Source organism: Inhella gelatinilytica (genome assembly GCF_016093295.1).
GTDB classification, from domain to species: Bacteria; Pseudomonadota; Gammaproteobacteria; order Burkholderiales; family Burkholderiaceae_C; genus Inhella; species Inhella gelatinilytica.
Genome location: NZ_JAEDAL010000011.1, coordinates 50,219 through 69,525, shown reverse-complemented (window position 1 = coordinate 69,525; position 19,307 = coordinate 50,219). Strand labels below are relative to the sequence as shown.

The window sequence follows — 19,307 nt, the reverse complement described above, 5'->3', positions numbered from 1 at the left end:
CATCCAATCCCCTAGGCCCCCGCCACCGTCGCCGCGACGGTTCAGTCCAACATGGTTTATCTGCCGCGATTTCCGCTCAGGCCGCTCGCCATGTTCGTGGCGCGGCAGATAAACGCTGATTGTTAGACCTCATGTACACAGTCAGTGCCTCAGATCGGCCGAAAGTAAGTACAGCGTTCCCGCAATCGTCAATTGGCGCGCCATGCCCGATGCTGCTTGCGGATGAACACACACTGCGCATTTGCTACTACCTCGAAGAGGATCGGCTGTCTCAAGCATGGCCTCGATCAGAAATTCGGCCAGCTGCGTCCGATGACTCTGATGATCTATGTGCCGTGGTGACGTTTTCCATAGTGCATGCACATATGTTTGGGCCGCCGAACGACGAAGCCTTTTCCGGTCATCCGCTCGCAAGCCGCGGCTTGGAACCTTATGGCGCGTTCGAAGTTGAGCATTCCTCTTGGCTGCGAACACTTGAGCGAATGAATTCTGTGCACCCTTACCATCGTCCTGAGCGGTTTGCTCGATACAAGCATTTCATCTTGTCGTTCCACGATACGACCTTTGAATGCATTGCCGAATCATTCAGCATCTCCCTACGTCGGGGTAGTGTTTGGCGAGTACTTGCCGGTGCAAAAAATGAGGTCTAACCAGTCGCTCGAGCCGACGTCCGTCGGCAAGCCTCCGTCCGCGGCTCAGCTTCAACGTTGGCCGCACAACACACGCTTCACTATCGACATCAATCCCCAAAGGGAATAGCACCATGGCCAAGTATTTGATCTCCTTTCCCAGCGCCGCCATGGTCGTGCCCGAAGACGCGCTGGGGGCGGTGGGCCGCGATGCGCACGCCGTGATCGAGGAGGCAAAAGCTGCTGGCGTCTACATCTTCGCCGGCGGCATCGACGAAGGCGTGCCGCCAGTGCTCGTCTCGGCCGACGGCGCGGTCGCCGACGGCGGCTACCCATGGGCACCCCCGATTAATGGCGGCTTCACCGTACTCGAACTCCCTTCGCGTGAAGAAGCCGTCGCGTGGGCCGCGCGCATCGCGAGTGCCTGTCGCTGTAGTCAAGAGCTACGTGTCTTCGGGCTCGATCCGCAGTCCTGAGGGCAGAAGCAGCATCACAGCTTCACCCAGCTATTCGGTCGGGGCCCGGATCAGGGCATCTATTTCATCGGCAAGCCAAAGGCGCTGAAGCACGGGGAGCAATATGCCGAACCAGTGAAACACTGGAACCACACGGCCCTCGACAGAGGCATTGCCTCTCATCCGAAGGGGGAGCGGTGGTCTGGGTGGCAAATACAGTGACGGTCACCCGTCGCTCAAGCCGACTCGCGACACCCAAGCCACCGGCCGCGGCTCAGAAACAAACTCAGCGTCATGCCCACCACCAGTTCACCCGTCACGCTTCGAGAGATCACAGCCGAAACGGTGCGTGCCGTGATCAACCTGTCCGTCGCAGAAGACCAGGAGGGGTTTGTTGCGCCAAATGCTGTGTCACTCGCCCAGGCGCTCTTCGCACCTCAAGCCTGGTACCGCGCCATCTACTTGGGCGAGGAACCCGCTGGCTTTGTGATGCTCGACGACGAGTCCCTTCTCTCCACGCCTCCGCTTCGGCCTGAAGTTGGCGTCTGGCGCTTCATGATCGACGCCAAATTTCAAGGTCGCGGCATCGGGCGAGCGGCATTGCGTCAGGTTATCGAGCATGTCCGCAGCAAAGGTCTGTTCACCCGCTTGCGGTTGTCGTACGTGCCCGGCCCAGGCTGTCCGGAGCCGTTCTACCTTTCGCTCGGCTTCCGCCACACGGGTTGTGTTGACGAAGGCGAAATCGTCCTGGAGCTGCCTCTAGAAGACAAAACGACCTCTCACAAGGCATCCGCTGGACAGTAGCTGATTGCATGGAATTCGTCTCGACGGCCTGAGCAACGCTCAGGCCGTTGTCGTTTCCGGGCTCGATGCCTGGATGGGCGCCAATTGCATGCCCAGCGGCGGGGCCTCCGCGTCGGGTTGGCGACCACACGCCGCGATCGACCCTCCCCACGTCTGCCGCCCCCACCAATCGAGCGGTGCTTACTTCCCCGGCTTCTGCGTAAACAACGCGGCGGCACGCCCTTTGAGCTCCAGCAGCTCACTGGCCGTCACGGAGTAGCGGCCCTGGGCGTCGGCTTCGACGCGGAACTCCACTTCGCGGCCGCCATTGCTCAGGACGCCCACGGTGAACTCGTAGTCTTCCAAGGTCGCGGGCACGCCTTGGGTTTCGACGTCGTAGTCCTCATAGCGGACGTTGCGGATGACCCCGCTGGCCAGGTCCAACTCGCCCTGGGCGTTGATTTCGCCGTCGCTGAGTTCGTCGACGATGGTGATGGGGAGCTTGAGATCCATGTGCGTTCTGATTTGAAGGGCGCTGGGTGCGCGAGCCCGCGATTCTCGCCGGGCGCGCCCCTTGCCCCTCGCTGCCCTCACATCTGCTTGAACAAGTGCAGATAACTTCGGCTCACGGGCAGCACCTCGGGGCGGCCTTTGAGGTGGATGTCGGCGGTTTCATTGAGCCCGCGCACGACGTGCGAGATGGCGCGCAGGTTCACCACCACGGAGCGGTGCACCTGCACGAACTGCGCGGGGTCGAGTTGGTCGATGAGCTCGCGCAGTGGCGTGCGAATCAGGGCCTCACCTTCGCGCCAGACGACCAGGGTGTACTTCTCGTCGCTGCGCAGAAACACCACTTCGTCCACCGGAATGAGTTTGAGCGCCTGCCCGACGGAGGCCTTGATCCACTGCAAAAAGGGCGAGGGGCCGCCTTGCTGCAAGCGAGCGGCGATTTGCGCCAACAGCGCGGTGGTTTGCGAGGGCGCGTCGGGGTCGGGGGCGGGGCCGCTGAGGCGCTCTTGCAGCCGCTGCACGGTTTCCTGCAGGCGCGGCAGTTCCACCGGTTTGACGAGATAGTCGATGGCGCCCTGCTCAAAGGCCGCGACAGCGTATTGGTCATAGGCCGTGACGAAAACAAGCACCGCTTGGCGATCCACTTGGCGGATGGCCCGCGCGGCTTCCACACCGTTCAGGCCCGGCATGTGCACATCCAAGAACACCACCTGGGGGCGCAGGCGCTCAAAGGCTTCGACCGCTTCGCGCCCGTTGCGGGCTTCGCCCACCACGCGCAGTTCAGGCCAGGTGCGGGCGAGCATGCCGATCAGGGCCTCGCGCAGCAGGGGTTCGTCGTCCGCCACCAGAGCGGTCAGGGGAGTCAGCGAGGTCATGCAAGCTCCAAAGGCAGGATCAATTCGGCCCGCACGCCATGCGGCAAGACTTCGGTCAGGTGCAATTGAGCGGCAGCACCCAACGTGAGTTGCAAGCGTTCCCGCAAGTTCGCCAACCCCACACCGGGGGCGCCCCCTTGTCGCAGGCCCACGCCGGTGTCCTCCACGGTGACGTGACAGCGCCGCCGCGTGCCTTCGCCCTCGAGGCGCACCCGCACCTCAATACGGCCGCCCTCCTCGCTGGGGTCGATGCCATGGCGAACCGCGTTTTCCACCAAGGTCAGCACCGAGACCGGCGGACAGGGTACGGCCTCGCAGTCCGGGCAGGGGTCGAAAGTGAACTGCAAGCGATCGGGCATGCGCAGGTGCATCAGCTCCAGGTAGGCGCGAGCCAACTGCAGTTCCTGGCCCAGCGTGCTGGTTTCGGCTTCCAGACGCGGTACAGCGGCGCGCAGGTAGGCGATCAGGCTGCTCAACACCGAGGAAGCCTTGGGCGAGCCCGCATCCACCAAGGCGCGCACATTGGCCAAGGTATTGAAAAGGAAGTGCGGCTCCACCTGGGCGTGCAAGAGGCGCAGGCGGGCGTCCAGGGCACGGCGCTGCAACTCCGAGCGCTCCAGCTCAAACGCCAGGGCCTGGCTGCGCACCTCCGCGTCACGCTGCTGGAACAGGGCCGTCATCACGGCCAACGGCCCCAGAACCAAACCGGCTGCGGCGGTGAAGAGAAAGCCGGCAATCCGCCCCTCGCTGTGCAAAAACGACTCCAGGTTGCCGCCCGATGCAAACCAATAGATGGTGAAGGTGGTCACCGGCACCGAGATCACCACCCCGCCCAGCTGCAAGTACCAGCGCTGCAACCACCGCGGCAAGCGCTGAGGGGCGTTCTCGAAGAGCACGAAGACGGCCAACGCCACCCCGCCGATCAGCAGCGTGCGCCCAATCAAAAAACGCAACGGCGTGATGAAAACGGGGCTGAGCAGCACGGCGATGGCGATGGCCATGCCGATGGTGAAGCCCAGTCGACGGGCGGTAAAGCCCCGAATCAGGCGCAGCCCAAGGGGTGCGAGGGGTTGGGTTTGAGCATCCATGGCGGCACCATACCCAAGTGTTCGGCACCCTGGAACCGGGGTGCGACGAGCCACGGCCGGCGGGGGGCGAACGACGGAAGTCATGTGCGCACAAACCGGACGATCGCAACCAATAGGCTCACCCCATGAGCCACTGAGCCCGCACACTCACCCGCATCACTGGCTCACCCCGTTGTCCAATACCGCCCCATGCAAGCCGGATTGATCGTTCTACACAGCAACCGCCTGGAAAACCTGGCCGACGTTTCCCTGGCCTGGCTGGCCCGCCACCCTCTGGCGCCGCTGGAGACCGAGACCTTTCTCGTCCACAGCAACGGCATGGCGGAGTGGCTCAAGATGCGCATGGCGCAGTCCTTGGGGGTGAGTGCGGCGTTCCGGGTCGAGCTGCCGGCCCGCTTTTTGTGGCGGCTCACACGCAGCGTGCTGGGGCGGGACGCCGTACCACCCATGGCCCCCACCGACCGCGAGCCGCTGACCTGGCGCTTCATGGCGCGCTTGCCCGAGTGGCTGGCGCAACCCGGGCTGGAGCTGCTGCGCGAGCGCTTGGCCGGGGCCGATGCGGCGCAGCGCCTGAGCTGGTCGCGCCGCCTCGCCGACTTGTTTGACCAATACCAAGTGCACCGCCCCGACTGGTTGGCCGACTGGGCGGCGGGCCGCGCGGTGCTGCAGCCGGGCCGCGGCCCCGCACAGCCGGTGCCGGACGACCAACTCTGGCAGCCCCAGCTTTGGCAGGCCGTGGTGCGCGACCTGGGTGATTGCGCCCAGGCGCAAGGCCGCGCCGCCCTGCAGCAGCGTTTGCTGAACGAACTGGCCGCGGCCCCCTCGCGCCCGGCCGGCCTGCCGCGGCGCGTCGTCGTCTTTGGCATCAGCCAAATGCCCACTCCGGTGCTGGCGGCGCTGGCGGAGGTGGCGCGCCACAGCCAGGTCATCGTGGCCTTGCTCAACCCCTGCCGCTACCACTGGGCGGACACCCTGGCCGGGCGTGAGTTCTTCGCCTCACCGCGCCGCCTGCCGCTGCGGGGCGGCGTGGACCACGCGCACACGCCGCTCGAAGCCCTGCAGTCGCAGGGCCACCCCCTGCTCAACGCCTGGGGGCACCAGGGGCGGGATTTCATTCGCCAATGGGATGCTTTTGAGGACGTGCTGCGCCTGGGCGAGCGCAGCGGCCTCACGCTTGAACACTTTGACGTCTCCCCGCCCCGCACCTGGCTGGAACAGGTGCAGGCCGCTGTGCGCGACCTGCAACGCCTGGCCGAGCACCCTCGGCGCCTGGATGCCGTGGCAGCGGACGACCGCTCCATCGTCTTCCACAGCGCCCACAGCCCGCAGCGCGAGGTGGAGGTGCTGCACGACCAGATCCTGCACTGGCTGGCCCACCCGCCCGGTGGCACAGCGCTGGCGCCGCGCGACATCGTGGTGATGGTGCCGGACATCGACCGCTACGCCGCCGCCATCGCCTCGGTGTTCGGCCAGCACGATGCGCGCGACGAACGCCACGTGCCGTGGAGCCTGAGCGACCAGCGGGACAGCGGCCGCCCGCCCCTGCTGCGCGCGCTGGAGTGGCTGCTGCGCATCCACGAACACCGCTTCACCCAAAGCGAGCTGCGCACCCTGCTGGAAACGCCGGCCCTGGCCGCGCGCTTCGAACTGCGCGCGGACGAACTGCCGGGCTTGCTGGACTGGATCGCCGGCGCGGGCCTGCGCTGGGGCCTGAATGCCGCGCAACGCGAGGCCTTGGCGCTGGGCACGTGCGGTGAGCTGGGCTCCTGGCGCTGGGCGCTGGATCGCATGCTCGCCGGCTACGCCCTGGGTGCCCGGGGCGATGACGAGCCCCTGCCCGCCCCGCTGGACGGGGTCGAGCCCTATGGGGAGATTGGCGGGCTCGCCGCCCCCGTGGTGGGCAAGCTCGCCGAGTTGGTGGGCCAGCTGGAGGCCTGGTGGCAGACCGCCCGCGAAGCCCGCCACCCCGCCGACTGGGCCACCGCCCTGCGCGCGCTGCTGGAGGCCTGCTTCGCGCCCCAAGACGAGACCGAGCGCGACCAAGTCGCCGGACTGTGGGCGGCGTTGGAGGCCTGGCTGCACAGCTGCGAGGCCGCCGGGTTTGACGAGGCCGTGGGCCTGCCCGTGGCGCGCGACGCCTGGCTGAGCGCCTACCAAGCCCCGCAACTGGAAACGCGCTTCAAGAGTGGCGGCGTCACCTTCTGCACCCTGCTGCCCATGCGGGCCATCCCGTTTGAGATCGTCTGCCTGCTGGGCATGAACGAGGGCGACTACCCGCGCCCCAGCACCCGGGTGGATTTCGACCTGATGGCGCGCCCCGGCATGCTGCGCCCCGGCGACCGCTCGCGCCAGCGGGACGACCGCCAGCTCATGCTCGACGCCCTGCTGAGCGCGCGCCGCGTCTTCTCGGTGAGCTGGTGCGGGCGCAGCGTGCGCGACAACCAGGCCCAACCGCCCTCGGTGCTGGTGGGCCAGCTGCGGGACTACCTGGCCGCTGGGTGGGACGAGCGCCTGGTGCAAGAGCGCACCACCGAGCACCCGCTGCAAGCCTTCAGCCCGCGCTACTTTGCACAAGACAAACCGGCACATCTCTTCACCTACGCCCGCGAGTGGCGGCACGCGCTGGAGCTCACGTCTCCCGCCAGCGGGCCGCACCCCGCCCCCACCCTGCCCGAGGCGGGCACCCCTGGGCCCACGGTGACGCTGACCGAATTGGTGCGCTTCCTGAAGAAGCCCGTGGAATCGTTCTTCCGCACCCGGCTGCAGGTGCAGTTTGACGATCTGGAGGAAGGTGCTGCGGACGACGAGGTGTTTGCGCTCGACGCGCTGGCCACCCACCAATTGATGGGCCAACTGATCGAAAGCTGGCAACAGGGCGGGCTGGATGCCAGCCGCGCCGCCGCTCGCCTCGCACGGCTGGGCCGCCAAGGCGAGCTGCCCCTGGGCGGGCCCGGCACCGCCTTGGCCGAGGCGCATTGGGCGTTGCTGCAGCCCATGCTGCAGGCCTGGGCACAGCACACCGACGGCTGGGCGCCCATGGACCCCGACGCCACGCCCGGGGCGCTGCGCCTCGAACACCCGGAACACCCCGGCCTGGCGCTGGAGGCCACGCTGCCGCACGTCCACCGCGATGCGGACGGCCGGCCGCGTTGGGCGCCCCTGGGGGCGCACGCGGTCAAGCAAAACGCCAAGACCAAGAAGCCCGCATGGGGCGATCTAAAGGGCAAGCACCTGATCGAGCCCTACCTGACGCTCTGTGCCGCGGCCGCGGCCGATCAGCCCATGCCCGCCACCTGGATCACCCGCGACGCCGTGCTGCACCTGCCCCCGCTCGCCCCGGACACCGCGCGCGACACGCTCCGCCACCTGCTGCGCGCCTACCTGGCCAGCACCCAGGCCCCGGGGCCGTGGCCGGCCGACGCCGCCACCGGCTACGCCACGCTGGCCCAAGAGGCCAAGCGGGCCACCAGCATGACCCCTGAAGCGGACGCCGAGCCCGCAGCAGCCAAAGCCGCCAAGCTCTACCGACCCGAGCACGATGCCGCGCTGGCGCGCTGCTACCCCAGCTACCGCGACCTGCAAGGCCACCCGGCCTGGGCGGATGCCACCACCCTGCTCTACGGCCCCTTGGCCGCCTGGGCCGCCTCGATCACCGTTGACGCCTTGCCCACCCCATGACCGCGCCCCTCCAGACCGAGCAACTCGACCCCCTGACCCTGCGCCTGCGTGGCAGCCGGCTCATCGAGGCCAGCGCCGGCACGGGCAAAACCTGGACGCTGGCCGCGCTGTACCTGCGTCTGGTGCTGGGTCATGGCGACTGCGTCACCCCGCACGGCCAGCCCCTGCACCCGGCGCAGATCCTGGTCATGACCTTCACCCGGGCCGCGGCGCGTGAACTGGGCGACCGCATCCGCGCCCGCTTGGTGGAGGCCGCCCGCTGCTTCCGCGGCGAGGCGACCCCGCACGACAAAGACAGCCTGCTGCCCGCCCTGCTGGCGGACTACCCTGAAGGCCCTGCGCGCCAGCAGGCCGCCTGGCGCCTGGCCCAAGCCGCCGAGGCCATGGACGATGCGGCGCTGTTCACCATCGACGCCTGGTGCCAGCGCGCGCTGCGCGAACACGCCTTGCTCACCGGCAGCCGCGCCGAAGAGCAACTGGAGCCGGACGAATCCGGCTGGCGTGAGCAGGCGGTGCGCGACACCTGGCGCCAAGAAATGCTGCCGCTGAGCGGGGCGCCGCTGAGCGCCTTGTTGACCCAATGGCCGACGGTGGAGTCGCTCTCCAAAGCGCTGTCAGCCGCCCTGCGCCGCCCCGTGCCCAGCACCTGGGGTGAGGGCTCGCTGGTGGATGCGCTGGCCCACGGGCAAGCCGAACACGCCACGGCCCTGGCCGCGCTCAAAGCGCCGTGGGCCGCCCGTGTCGATGAGATGGTCTTGTGGATCGAGGCCCAGGCAGCCCATCTGCCCCCCAAGAAATTCAGTTCTGCCCCCAAGTGGCTAGACGCCTTGCGCGCCTGGGCCCACGATCCGACGCTCGAAGAACCCCAGCTCACCGACACCGCCTGGGCACGATTCACACCGGCGGAGATGACTTCGCTATGGATCGGTGAAGGCATACCCGACCTGCCTCCTGCCTTCGCGGCCTTTGCCGAACTGCCGGCGGCGCTGGAAGCACTGCCCAGCCCCCACACGCACACCTTGGCGCACGCCACCGTGCGCGTGCAGCAGCGCATCCAAACGCTCAAGGCCCAGCAAGGCTGTGTGGGCTTTGCCGACTTGCTGCAACGCTTGGACGAGGCGCTGGACGAGCGCCTGCACCCCACCCAGGCCGCCGCCCTGCGCCAGCGCCTGATCGAGCAATACCCGGTCGCGCTGATCGACGAATTCCAAGACACCGCCCCAGCCCAGTGGCGCGTGTTCGACCGCCTCTACCGCGTGGCGACGGACGATCCGGAGCGTGCGCTCTTGATGATCGGCGACCCCAAGCAAGCCATCTACGCCTTCCGCGGCGCGGACATTCGCTGCTACCTCCAGGCCCGCAGCGCCACCGCCGGGCGCCATGAATGGCTGGGCACCAACCACCGCTCCACGCGCGAGTTGGTGCACACCGTGAACGCCCTCTTTTTGGCGGCAGAAGCACGGGACCCCGAAGGCGCCTTCGCCTATGGCAACCCCGACCAACCCAACCCGGTGCCCTTCCTCCCCGTGGAGGCCGCGGGGCGGGCCGAGCGCTTGATGCGCGGTGGGCAGCCCATCGCGCCCCTGCACGTGGGCTGGCTGAACGACGCCCTGGGGCGCGAGGCCTGCCTACCACGTCTGGCCGACTGGGGGGCCGAGCAAATCGCCCAGCGGCTGATGGACCCCAGCTGCGCCTTTGTGCACCCCGAGCACGGCACGCGCGCCCTGCGCCCTGGGGATGTGGCCGTGCTGGTGCGCGACCAAAAAGAGGCCCAGGCCATCCGCGAGGCACTGCGCCGCCGGGGGCTGAATTCGGTCTACCTCTCGGACCGCGACAACGTGCTGGCCAGCGACGAGGCGACCGACTTGCTGCGCCTCTTGGAGGCCGTGCACCGCCCGCGCGACCTGCGCCTCGCGCGGGCGGCCCTGGCCACGCGGCTGCTCCAGCGCAGCCTGGACGAGTTGCGCACCTGGGCCGAGGACGACAGCGCCCTGGACCGCGCCTGCGCGCCCTTGGACGACCTGCACACCGCGTGGCAGCGCCACGGGGTGATGGCCATGCTGCGCCAGGCCCTGCACCGCTACGACTTGCCCGCGCGCTGGCTGGCGGAGGACGACGGCGAGCGGCGCCTGACCAACGTGCTGCACCTGGGCGAATGGCTGCAGCAGCGCGCCGACAGCACGGACAGCCCCGCCGCCCTGCTGCACGCCTACGCACAGGCCGTGCACGAGGCCCAAACCACGGGCGCCACGCCGCCGGATGAACAGGTGCTGCGCCTGGAGAGCGACGCCGATTGCATCCAGGTCGTGACCATCCACAAGTCCAAGGGCTTGGAGTACCCGGTCGTGGTGCTGCCCTTCGCCGCCCGCCTGCGCGAGGCCGACGCGGCCCCGCCCTTCCCCGCCGAGTGGGGGGGCACGCCCCGCCTGCATGCCACGGCGGGGGACCACGCCGCCGCCGCCCAAGCCACGCGCCAAGAAGACCTGCGTCTGCTCTATGTGGCGCTGACGCGCCCACGGCACCACCTGATCCTGGGCCTGCACGTGCCCTTGATCGGTCAGAACAAGGCGCTGCGCTGGCACGACAGCGCCATCGGCCGCCTGCTCAGCGGCCCCACGCCCCTGGACAGCGTGGAGGACGCCCGCGCCGCGCTGGAGACCTGGGTCCAGGCCAGCCAAGCCAGCTTCGAGACGGTGCCCGCCGAGCCCGCTGCCCCCACGCGCTGGGTGGACCGCAGCCTGCGCCCGGCGCTGCGCGAGGCGCCCATCTACCGCGCCAGCTTCGACCGCCAGTGGGGCATCGCCAGCTACTCCTCGGTGGTCAAAGACAGCCAACCGCTGCACACCCTGCGCGAAGACCCGCAGGACGACACCGCGCCCCAGCCCGTGTCGCCGCCTGCAACGCAACCCGCAGCGGCTTGGCACCGCTTCCCGCGCGGCGCGCTGCCCGGCAACCTGCTGCACGACCAGTTGGAGTGGCTGGCCGGCGAACGCTTTGCGCTGCCCGCGGCCGATGCCGGCGGCTTGCAGGACGCGCTGGCCCGCCGCTTGGAGCGCGTGGGCTGGACCGCCCACACCCCCACGCTGCAGCCCTGGCTGCACGCCGTCTGCCACACCCCCTTGCCCGCGTTGGAGACGCCGTTGTCGGGCCTCGCCCACACGCTGGCGGAGATGGAGTTCTGGTTCCCGCTCGACGACTGGCCAACCGCCGATCTGGATGCGCTGTGCCGCGAGCACCTCTTTGCGGGCGAGCCGCGGCCCGCCCTCACGCCACGCACCCTGCGCGGCTTGATGATGGGCTTTGCCGACTTGGTCTACGCCCACGCCGGGCGCCATGGGGTGTTGGACTACAAGTCCAACGCCCTGGGCGATGACGACAGCGCCTACACCCAGCCCGCCCTGGTGGCTGCGGCGCTCTCGCACCGCTACGAGGTGCAGGCCGTGCTCTACCTGCTGGCCCTGCACCGTCTCTTGCGCAGCCGCCTGCAATCGGCGTACCGCCCCGAAGCGCATCTGCACGGTGCCCAGGTGTTCTTCCTGCGCGGCGTGCAGGCGCCGGGTGCGGGGGTGCTCTTCATCCCCGCGCCGCTGGAGCTGCTGCACGCCCTGGACGCGCGCCTGCCCGCCCCCACCTTTGCCTCGGAGATGTCCGCATGACCCCGCCGCCGCTGCAGGAGTGGCCCCTTGGGCCGCTCTTGCGACCGCTGGACCGCGCCCTCGCCACCTGGCTGCGCGAACGTGACCCCCACACCCCCGACAGCCTGCTCGCCGCCGCCGCCCTGTGCGCGCACCTGGAGGGCCAAGGCCACAGCTGCCTGCCCCTGCCCGCGCTGCACGCCGCGCCCAGCGCCACACTGGCCTGGCCCGCCGACCCCGCGCTCGACGAACAGCTGCGCGACCGCCTGCCGGCCGATGGCGCACAGGCGCGCGACCGGTGGCGGAGCAGCCCCTGGGTCAGCCTGGGCGATCAAGGCTCCCCCGCCGCCCCCCTGGTGCTGGAGGGCGACCGGCTTTACCTGCGCCGCTACTGGCAGACCGAATGCCGCTTGGCCGCCCACCTGCTGTCGCGGGCGCAGGCGGATGTGGGCGAGCACACCCTCGACCGCCCCCTGGCGCGGCAGACCCTGGCGGCTTTGTTCCCAGCGGCACCCGGCACCGACATCGACTGGCAGCGTGTCGCCTGCGCGCTGGCGTTGCGGCGGCGCCTGACCGTCATCACCGGCGGCCCGGGCACCGGCAAGACCTACACCGCGGCCCGCCTGCTCGTGGCTTTGCACGCCCTGCACACCCAGCACCCAGGCCCCACCCCACTGCGCGTGGGCCTGAGCGCCCCCACCGGCAAGGCCGCAGCCCGTCTGCGGGAGTCCATCGACCAGGCCTTGGCGCGTCTACCCGGCGGCCCCCCAGTTTGGGCCAGCGCCCTGCCGGCGGCCCGCACCCTGCACAGCCTGTTGGGCGCACGGCCAGGCACGCGCGCCTTCCGCCACACCGCACACAACCCGTTGATGCTCGATGTGCTGATCGTGGACGAAGCCTCCATGGTCCACCTGGAGCTGATGACCGCGCTGCTGGACGCCCTGCCCGCCCGCACGCGCTTGGTGCTGCTGGGCGACAAGGATCAGCTCGCCTCGGTCGAAGCCGGGGCCGTGCTGGCCGACCTGTGTGCGCACGATGCGGCCTACGACGCTGCACACGATGCGGCCCACAACACGGCCTACGACACGTCCACCCGCGACTGGGTGGACGAGCTCACCGGCTGCACCCTGCCCGCCCCCGGCGGCCCGGCACTGGCCCAGCAGGTCGTGGCGCTGCGCCAAAGCCGACGCTTTGAGGGCGCCATCGGCCAGGTGGCCCAGGCCGTCAACGCCGGTAATGCCGCCGCCACCGAAGGCGCGCTCCACGCGCCGGACGACACCGTGGCCTGCCTGCGGCCGCGTGGGGAGACCGACCCCGCGCTCGATGGCCTCGCGACCCAGGGCCGCGGCCCCCACCCGGGCTACGGCCCCTATCTGGAGCTGCTGCGCCAAGGCCCGGCTGACAAGAGCCCCGCCGCCTTTGACGCCTGGGGGCTCGCCTTGCTGCAAGCGTTTGACCGCTTCCGCGTGCTGTGTGCGCTGCGCGAGGGGCCCTGGGGCGTCAGCGGCTGGAACGCCCGCATCGAAGCCGCGCTGGCCGAGCAGGGCCTGAGGGTGGGCCGCGAGGCCTACCCTGGCCGGCCCGTCATGGTCACCCGCAACGACCCTCAACTCGGCGTCTTCAACGGCGACATCGGCCTCACGCTCAAGACCCCGGACGGTCAACTGCGCGTGGTCTTTGCCGACTGTGGCCGGCTGCGCTCCGTCGCCGCCAGCCGCCTGGCCGACGCCCAAACCGCCTTTGCCCTCACGGTGCACAAAGCCCAAGGCTCCGAGTTCGAACACGTCGCACTCGTCCTGCCCGAGCGCGACAACCCCGTGCTCAGCCGCGAGCTGCTCTACACCGGCATCACCCGCGCCCGCAAAGCCTTCACCCTCGTGGCCCCACCCGGCGCCCCGCTGGCCGAGGCGGTGGCGCGGCGGACAGTGCGGTTTGGGGGCTTGGGGGAGCGGGTGAGGTAAGCCCGCGGCAGTACGGCTGCGTCCGTCGAATGCGCAGCAGTTCATCTGACATTCCGATATTTGCTCCATATCCGTTTTTCAGATAAATTCTACTTATCCGATTTACAGATAAACCATGACGCCGTCGCCTGACCATCCCCTGCTCACCGCCGCCCAGCTTGGCCAATGGCTGCGCGCCGCGCGCAAGCAACGGGGGCTGACGCAGGCTGAGCTGGGCGCGCGGCTGGGGCTCAGCCAAAACCGTGTGTCGCACCTAGAGAGCCATGCGGATGAATTGAGCGCCAAGCAACTGCTGACCTGGTGCGCCGTGGTCGGGCTGGAGCTGAGCCTGCGTGAACGCGTGGCCCCGCCACCGGAGTGGTGAGATGGCGCGCCGCACACAAACCCAGTCGCTGGCCCTCTGGGCCAATGGTCTGTACGTGGGCCGCTGGAGCCTGTCCGCCCGGGGCGAAATGGCGCTGCAGTACGACGCCGCCTGGCGCGCCTCGCCCCTGGGGCGCCCGTTGTCGCTCTCGCTGCCCTTTGGCTTGGGCGATGAGCCCCTGAAGGGCCCAGCCGTCCAGCATTATTTCGACAACCTGCTGCCCGACAGCCCCACGCTGCGCAAGCGCGTGGCCGAGCGCTTTCGCACCGGCTCGGTCGAGCCCTTTGATTTGCTGGCTGCCATTGGCCGCGACTGCGTGGGCGCACTGCAGTTCTTGCCCGAAGGCCAATCCCCCGAGGGACATGACCGCATCGACGGCATCGAGGTGGACGAAGCCGCCATTGAGCGCCACCTGCTGGAGGTCGTCTCCCCCGGCCGCTTTGGCGCTGCCCGCGACCCGGATGACGACTTCCGCATCTCGCTGGCCGGCGCGCAAGAGAAAGACGCCTTCCTGCGCTGGCAGGGACGCTGGATGAAGCCGCGCGGCGCCACCCCCACCACCCACATCTTCAAACTGCCGCTGGGGCTTGTGGGCGGGCGGCAAGCGGACTTCAGCACGTCGGTGGACAACGAATGGTTGTGTCTGAAGCTGCTGGCGGCCTACGGCTTGCCCGTGCCGCAGGCCGAGATCGCCACCTTCGGCCGTCAGCGGGTCCTGGTGGTCGAGCGCTTTGATCGCGTGGCTGCGGCCGATGGCTCGCGGCTGCTGCGCCTGGTGCAAGAGGACTTCTGCCAGGCCACCGGCACCTCGCCCTTGCTGAAGTACGAGACCGAGGGCGGCCCGGGCCTGCCCACGCTGTTCAACCTGATCCAACAGTCGGTGGAGGCCGAACGAGATTTGCGCACGCTGATGGCCAGCCAGGTGCTCTTCTGGATGCTGCGGGCACCCGATGGCCATGCCAAAAACTTCAGCATCCACCTGCTGCCGGGTGGGCGCTATCAGCTCACACCGCTGTACGACGTCATGTCCGCCTACCCGGTGATGGGCGATGGCCCGAACCAATGGTCACCGCGCGAGCTCAAGCTCGCCATGGCATTGATGGGCAAGAGCCGGCACTATGAGGCCGAGCGCATCCAGCGCCGCCACTTCAACAGCACCGCCAAGCGTGTGGGCTATGGCGAGAGCGCCGAACCCCTGATGCAGACACTCATCGAGCGCACCCCCGCCGTCATCGCCCAAGTGCAACAGGAGCTGCCACCAGAGTTTTCACAATGGGTGGCCGATTCGGTGCTGGGTGGTTTGAAAGAGGCCGCGCAAGCGCTGGAGCGAATGCCGGCGGAGTGACCGAGGCTGGGCCGGCAAGGTCAAGGAACAAGCCGCACCCGGTCCCGCTCGATGATTCGCCTGAACTCCGGGCTCACCTCCGCCCAATCCACCAAGTCGACCTTCCACGGCAAGTCGGACTGAGAAAACGCCTCGGCCAACACGGCTAGGCGCTCCAGGCTCAGGGGCGCGGGGCCTTCGAGCGCCAAGTCCAGATCGGAAAACGGTTTGGCCTTGCCGGTCGCCCGGGACCCGAAAACCCAAGCGGTGCAATCAGGCGCATGCTGGGCCAGGATGGCCCGGACGGTGGTCAACTCCTCCGGGCGGAGGGCCAAGGCACCGTCGTTCATGGCGCGGGGTGACGCACCTGCAGCGCCGCGAGCAGGTGCTCGGCTTCCGCCAAGAAGTCGGGAATGCCGGCAACCACCTGCAGGGCGACGCTTTCGTCGTAAGCGTGGCTGGTGCGCGAGAGCATCTCCCGGTACAGCCGCCATTGCGGCCAGGCGCTGCGCAGCAGGCCCTGTTCATTGGCCGAGCGAATCAAGTACTGGAAATCCGCCGCGTCAAACTCCGCGGGGTCAGCTGCGCTGGCTTCGAGATGGCGCTTGAGCATCTTGTGGGCCAGCTCGAAGGTGAACTCAAAGCGCTGCACCAGTCCATCGCGGATCTGGGTGTCTGTGGTGTCGAGTTGGTAGCGCGCCCAGCCTTCGCGCAGCCGCTGCACGGCCCGTGCGAAGGGGCTGAGGTCCAGGCTCATGCGCCCGCTCCGGCCCGCCGCGCCCGCACCGCCGCCGCCAGCTCATGCAGCACCGGTTCGGTCTGGGCCCAGCCCAGGCAGGCGTCGGTGATGGAGACGCCGGGGCGCAGCTCGCTCTTGGGTTGGCCTTCTTGGTGATCTTGGCGACCGCCCTCCAGGTGACTTTCGATCATCACGCCGGCGATGCGGCGCTCGCCTTGGGCGATTTGCTGGGCCACGTCGCGTGCCACCTCGATCTGGCGCTCGTACTGTTTGCTGCTGTTGCCGTGGCTGCAGTCCACCATCACGGCTTCGTGCACGCCACTGGCGCGCAGGGTTTTGCAAGCGGCCTCGATGTGGGTGGCGTCGTAATTTGGGGTCTTGCCGCCGCGCAGGATGAGGTGGCAGTCGTCGTTGCCGCGGGTTTCAAAGATGGCGGCCGCGCCCATCTTGGTCATGCCCATGAAGGCGTGGCCGCTGCGGGCGGCGAGCACAGCGTCGGCGGCGATCTTGATGCTGCCGTCGGTGCCGTTCTTGAAACCCACCGGGCAGGAAAGGCCGCTGGCTAGCTGGCGGTGGCTTTGGCTCTCGGTGGTGCGGGCGCCGATGGCGCCCCAGGCGATGAGGTCGGCGATGTACTGCGGCGAGAGCAGGTCCAGGAACTCGGTGCCCGCGGGCAGGCCCAGGCGTGTCACATCGAGCAAGAGGCGGCGCGCCAGGCGCAGGCCTTCGTTCATGCGGAAGCTGCCGTCCAGCAGCGGGTCGTTGATGTAGCCCTTCCAGCCCACGGTGGTGCGCGGCTTTTCGAAGTACACCCGCATCACCACGATCAGGTCGCTGGAGAGGGCATCAGCCGCAGCCTTGAGCCGGTGGGCGTAGTCCAGGGCCTCGTCGTGGTCGTGGATGGAGCACGGGCCCACCACGGCCACCAGGCGGTCGTCCTCGCCGCGCAGCACCCGGCCAATGGCAGCGCGGGTGCGCTCCACCAGCACCAGGTCACCTTCGGTGACGGGCAGCTCGTCCTGCAGCAGGGCGGGGCTGATCAAGGGGCGGACGGCACGGATGCGCGTGTCGTCGGTGCGGGTCAGGTCCAGCGTGGCATCCACGGAGCCCACTTCGCGGTCGCCGCGCGGGTTGTCAAGAAATTTCATAAGGCAGCAAGGGACAATTCCGCCGATTGTTGCCCACCCGGGCAGCGCCGCCCTTGACTTCTGTTTGATCTCCAGCATGGCCCTGATCCCTTACGCCCTGGCACGCGCCGCCCTCTTCTCGCTCGACCCCGAGCACGCCCACGAGATCACGATGGGCCAGATGGAGCGTTTTCAGCGCACGCCGCTGGAGTGCACCTGGGCCCAGGCCCGAGTGGACGACCCGGTCACCGTGGCGGGCCTGCGCTTCCCCAACCGCATCGGCCTGGCGGCGGGGCTGGACAAGAACGGTCGCGCCATCGATGGCCTGGGGGCCATGGGGTTTGGGTTCATCGAAGTCGGCACGGTGACGCCCAAGGCGCAGCCGGGCAACCCGAAGCCGCGCATGTTCCGACTGCCTGAACACCAGGCGCTGATCAACCGCCTGGGCTTCAACAACGAGGGCCTGGAGGCCTTCTTGGCCAATGTGCAAAAAAGCGTGCGCTTCCGGGCGCAAGGCGGCATCCTGGGCCTGAACATCGGCAAGAACGCCAGCACGCCGATTGAGGACGCCGCCAGCGATTACCTGAAGGGCCTGGAGGGCGTGTACCCGCACGCCGACTACGTGACGGTCAACATCAGCAGCCCCAACACGGCCAACCTGCGCAGCCTGCAGAGCGACGAGGCGCTGAAAGCCCTGCTGGATGCGCTGATGCAGCGCCGCGAACAGTTGGCGACGCGGCTGTCCCGCCGGGTGCCGCTGTTTGTGAAGATCGCCCCGGACTTGGACGAGGCCCAGGTGCAGGTGATTGCACGCACGCTGCAAGACTGCGGCGTGGACGGCGTGATCGCCACCAACACCACGCTGTCGCGCGAGGCGGTCGCCGGCCACGCCCACGCCCAAGAGGCGGGCGGGCTCTCGGGGGCTCCGGTGCTGGAGGCCAGCAACCGCGTCATTCGCCAGCTGCGCGCCGCGCTGGGCGCGGGCTACCCCATCATCGGCGTCGGGGGCGTGATGAGCGGCCACGATGCCGCGACCAAGCGTGCGGCCGGGGCGGATCTGGTGCAGGTCTACACCGGGCTGATTTACCGCGGTTCGGCCTTGGTGCGCGAAGCGGGTTTGGCCCTGCGCAGCTGATCGAGAGAGGAATCCCATGGCCCTAACCGTCCAGATCCGCCAACCCGGCGGCCCCGAGGTGTTGGAGGTGGTCGATCGCCCTGTGGGCGAACCCGGCCCCGGTGAGGTGCGCATCCGGCACGCGGCCATTGGGCTGAACTTCATCGACTGCTACCACCGTAGCGGCCTGTACCCGCTGGCCCTGCCCCACGCCCTGGGCATGGAGGGGGCCGGCACCATCGAGGCGGTGGGCGAGGGCGTGAGCCACCTGCAGGTGGGCGATCGCGCCGCGTACGCCAGCAATCCACCCGGTAGTTACAGCCAAGCCCGCGTCATGCCGGCCCAAAACGTCTGCCGCCTGCCCGATGCGATTGGCTTTGAGACCGCCGCCGGCATGATGCTCAAAGGGTTGACCGCCCAGTACCTGCTGCGCAAGACCTTGCCCGTGGAAGGGCTGCAAACCGGCGATTGGGTGCTCTTTCATGCCGCGGCCGGCGGCGTGGGCTTGATCGCCTGCCAGTGGGCCCGGCATCTGGGCTTGCGTTTGATTGCCACGGCCGGCAGCGCCGAAAAGTGCGAACTGGCTGTGGCCCACGGCGCCGAGGTGGCCATCAACTACCGAACGGAAAACTTCGTCGAGCGCGTCAAAGCCCTCACCGGCGGGCGCGGCGTCAAAGTGGTCTATGACTCCGTCGGCAAGGACACCTTTGAAGGCTCGTTGGACTGTCTGGCCCCGTTTGGCCTGATGGCCTGCTTTGGCAACGCCAGCGGCCCGGTACCTCCCTTCGCGCCCGGCGTGCTGGCCGCCAAGGGGTCGCTGTATCTGACCCGGGCGACGCTCTTCACCCACTTGCGGTCCCGCGAGGCCACGCAGGCCATGGCCAATGAATTGTTCGACGTGGTGAGCTCCGGCGCCGTGAAGATCGAGGTGCACCACCGCTGGCCGCTGACCGAGGTGGCCGAAGCCCACCGGGCGCTGGAGGCGCGAGTCACCACCGGCTCCACCGTGTTGCTGCCCTGAGAAC

Annotated in this window: 15 protein-coding genes; 9 read left to right on the top strand and 6 right to left on the bottom strand. The window is 68.7% G+C overall.

All coding sequences use genetic code 11. From position 1 onward, the window contains the following. Positions 1–763 precede the first annotated feature (763 nt). On the top strand, positions 764–1,105 hold the full coding sequence (locus I7X43_RS15775; protein ID WP_198101914.1) for a YciI family protein: 342 nt from the start codon (positions 764–766) through the stop codon (positions 1,103–1,105). A 273-nt stretch (positions 1,106–1,378) separates the two neighbouring features. Then, on the top strand, positions 1,379–1,888 hold the full coding sequence (locus tag I7X43_RS15770; protein WP_198101913.1) for a GNAT family N-acetyltransferase: 510 nt from the start codon (positions 1,379–1,381) through the stop codon (positions 1,886–1,888). A gap of 180 nt (positions 1,889–2,068) precedes the next feature. Here I7X43_RS15770 and I7X43_RS15765 read toward each other — a convergent pair whose 3' ends face one another. The 3 genes from I7X43_RS15765 to I7X43_RS15755 all read right to left on the bottom strand — a co-directional run bounded on the left by I7X43_RS15765 (position 2,069) and on the right by I7X43_RS15755 (position 4,340). After that, entirely contained in the window at positions 2,069–2,380 is a 312-nt protein-coding gene (locus tag I7X43_RS15765) for a hypothetical protein (protein WP_198101912.1), read from the bottom strand. A 77-nt stretch (positions 2,381–2,457) separates the two neighbouring features. Beyond that, entirely contained in the window at positions 2,458–3,252 is a 795-nt protein-coding gene (locus I7X43_RS15760) for a LytR/AlgR family response regulator transcription factor (RefSeq protein ID WP_198101911.1), read from the bottom strand. Beyond that, complete coding sequence (locus tag I7X43_RS15755; protein WP_198101910.1) at positions 3,249–4,340, bottom strand: sensor histidine kinase; 1,092 nt, start codon at positions 4,338–4,340, stop codon at positions 3,249–3,251. The genes I7X43_RS15760 and I7X43_RS15755 overlap by 4 nt, the downstream gene beginning before the upstream one ends. 189 nt (positions 4,341–4,529) lie before the next feature. Here I7X43_RS15755 and recC point away from each other — a divergent pair, with 189 nt between their 5' ends. From recC to I7X43_RS15730, 5 genes are all read left to right on the top strand, one after another. Next, positions 4,530–8,018: an exodeoxyribonuclease V subunit gamma gene (recC, locus tag I7X43_RS15750; RefSeq protein ID WP_198101909.1), complete on the top strand. Its 3,489-nt coding sequence runs from the start codon at positions 4,530–4,532 to the stop codon at positions 8,016–8,018. Further along, positions 8,015–11,674: an exodeoxyribonuclease V subunit beta gene (gene recB, locus I7X43_RS15745; protein ID WP_198101908.1), complete on the top strand. Its 3,660-nt coding sequence runs from the start codon at positions 8,015–8,017 to the stop codon at positions 11,672–11,674. Before recC ends, recB begins: the two co-directional genes overlap by 4 nt. Next, positions 11,671–13,614: an exodeoxyribonuclease V subunit alpha gene (gene recD / locus I7X43_RS15740; RefSeq protein WP_198101907.1), complete on the top strand. Its 1,944-nt coding sequence runs from the start codon at positions 11,671–11,673 to the stop codon at positions 13,612–13,614. Before recB ends, recD begins: the two co-directional genes overlap by 4 nt. A 115-nt stretch (positions 13,615–13,729) precedes the next feature. Further along, a complete protein-coding gene (locus tag I7X43_RS15735) occupies positions 13,730–13,978 on the top strand; it encodes a helix-turn-helix domain-containing protein (protein WP_198101906.1) in 249 nt (82 codons plus the stop codon). A 1-nt stretch (position 13,979) separates the two neighbouring features. Continuing rightward, positions 13,980–15,323, top strand: a complete 1,344-nt coding sequence (locus tag I7X43_RS15730; RefSeq protein WP_198101905.1) for a type II toxin-antitoxin system HipA family toxin — start codon at positions 13,980–13,982, stop codon at positions 15,321–15,323. A gap of 20 nt (positions 15,324–15,343) precedes the next feature. Here the strand turns inward: I7X43_RS15730 and I7X43_RS15725 are convergent, their stop codons facing one another. From I7X43_RS15725 to I7X43_RS15715, 3 genes are read right to left on the bottom strand one after another with little or no spacing between them, the layout of a single operon-like run. Further along, the gene (locus I7X43_RS15725; RefSeq protein ID WP_198101904.1) at positions 15,344–15,652 is read right to left on the bottom strand and encodes a nucleotidyltransferase family protein; all 309 of its coding nucleotides are present in this window, start codon (positions 15,650–15,652) and stop codon (positions 15,344–15,346) included. Continuing rightward, on the bottom strand, positions 15,649–16,059 hold the full coding sequence (locus tag I7X43_RS15720; protein WP_198101903.1) for an HI0074 family nucleotidyltransferase substrate-binding subunit: 411 nt from the start codon (positions 16,057–16,059) through the stop codon (positions 15,649–15,651). The genes I7X43_RS15725 and I7X43_RS15720 overlap by 4 nt, the downstream gene beginning before the upstream one ends. Continuing rightward, on the bottom strand, positions 16,056–17,189 hold the full coding sequence (locus I7X43_RS15715) for a 3-deoxy-7-phosphoheptulonate synthase (RefSeq protein WP_198101902.1): 1,134 nt from the start codon (positions 17,187–17,189) through the stop codon (positions 16,056–16,058). Before I7X43_RS15715 ends, I7X43_RS15720 begins: the two co-directional genes overlap by 4 nt. Before the next feature lie 76 nt (positions 17,190–17,265). Between I7X43_RS15715 and I7X43_RS15710 the strand changes: the two genes are divergently transcribed. Both I7X43_RS15710 and I7X43_RS15705 read left to right on the top strand, forming a co-directional pair. Further along, complete coding sequence (locus I7X43_RS15710) at positions 17,266–18,303, top strand: quinone-dependent dihydroorotate dehydrogenase (RefSeq protein WP_198101901.1); 1,038 nt, start codon at positions 17,266–17,268, stop codon at positions 18,301–18,303. A gap of 16 nt (positions 18,304–18,319) precedes the next feature. Then, the gene (locus tag I7X43_RS15705; RefSeq protein WP_198101900.1) at positions 18,320–19,303 is read left to right on the top strand and encodes a quinone oxidoreductase family protein; all 984 of its coding nucleotides are present in this window, start codon (positions 18,320–18,322) and stop codon (positions 19,301–19,303) included. The last annotated feature ends 4 nt before the right edge of the window (positions 19,304–19,307 follow it).

What these genes read in the sequence shown, in the direction of transcription:
- I7X43_RS15730 (WP_198101905.1), top strand. Translation starts at nt 13,980, where the DNA reads ATGGCGCGCCGCACACAAACCCAGTCGCTGGCCCTCTGGGCCAATGGT.
- I7X43_RS15735 (WP_198101906.1), top strand. Translation starts at nt 13,730, where the DNA reads ATGACGCCGTCGCCTGACCATCCCCTGCTCACCGCCGCCCAGCTTGGC.
- recB (WP_198101908.1), top strand. Translation starts at nt 8,015, where the DNA reads ATGACCGCGCCCCTCCAGACCGAGCAACTCGACCCCCTGACCCTGCGC.
- I7X43_RS15755 (WP_198101910.1), bottom strand. Translation starts at nt 4,340, where the DNA reads ATGGATGCTCAAACCCAACCCCTCGCACCCCTTGGGCTGCGCCTGATT.
- I7X43_RS15715 (WP_198101902.1), bottom strand. Translation starts at nt 17,189, where the DNA reads ATGAAATTTCTTGACAACCCGCGCGGCGACCGCGAAGTGGGCTCCGTG.
- I7X43_RS15765 (WP_198101912.1), bottom strand. Translation starts at nt 2,380, where the DNA reads ATGGATCTCAAGCTCCCCATCACCATCGTCGACGAACTCAGCGACGGC.
- I7X43_RS15725 (WP_198101904.1), bottom strand. Translation starts at nt 15,652, where the DNA reads ATGAACGACGGTGCCTTGGCCCTCCGCCCGGAGGAGTTGACCACCGTC.
- recD (WP_198101907.1), top strand. Translation starts at nt 11,671, where the DNA reads ATGACCCCGCCGCCGCTGCAGGAGTGGCCCCTTGGGCCGCTCTTGCGA.
- I7X43_RS15710 (WP_198101901.1), top strand. Translation starts at nt 17,266, where the DNA reads ATGGCCCTGATCCCTTACGCCCTGGCACGCGCCGCCCTCTTCTCGCTC.
- I7X43_RS15705 (WP_198101900.1), top strand. Translation starts at nt 18,320, where the DNA reads ATGGCCCTAACCGTCCAGATCCGCCAACCCGGCGGCCCCGAGGTGTTG.
- recC (WP_198101909.1), top strand. Translation starts at nt 4,530, where the DNA reads ATGCAAGCCGGATTGATCGTTCTACACAGCAACCGCCTGGAAAACCTG.
- I7X43_RS15720 (WP_198101903.1), bottom strand. Translation starts at nt 16,059, where the DNA reads ATGAGCCTGGACCTCAGCCCCTTCGCACGGGCCGTGCAGCGGCTGCGC.
- I7X43_RS15775 (WP_198101914.1), top strand. Translation starts at nt 764, where the DNA reads ATGGCCAAGTATTTGATCTCCTTTCCCAGCGCCGCCATGGTCGTGCCC.
- I7X43_RS15770 (WP_198101913.1), top strand. Translation starts at nt 1,379, where the DNA reads ATGCCCACCACCAGTTCACCCGTCACGCTTCGAGAGATCACAGCCGAA.
- I7X43_RS15760 (WP_198101911.1), bottom strand. Translation starts at nt 3,252, where the DNA reads ATGACCTCGCTGACTCCCCTGACCGCTCTGGTGGCGGACGACGAACCC.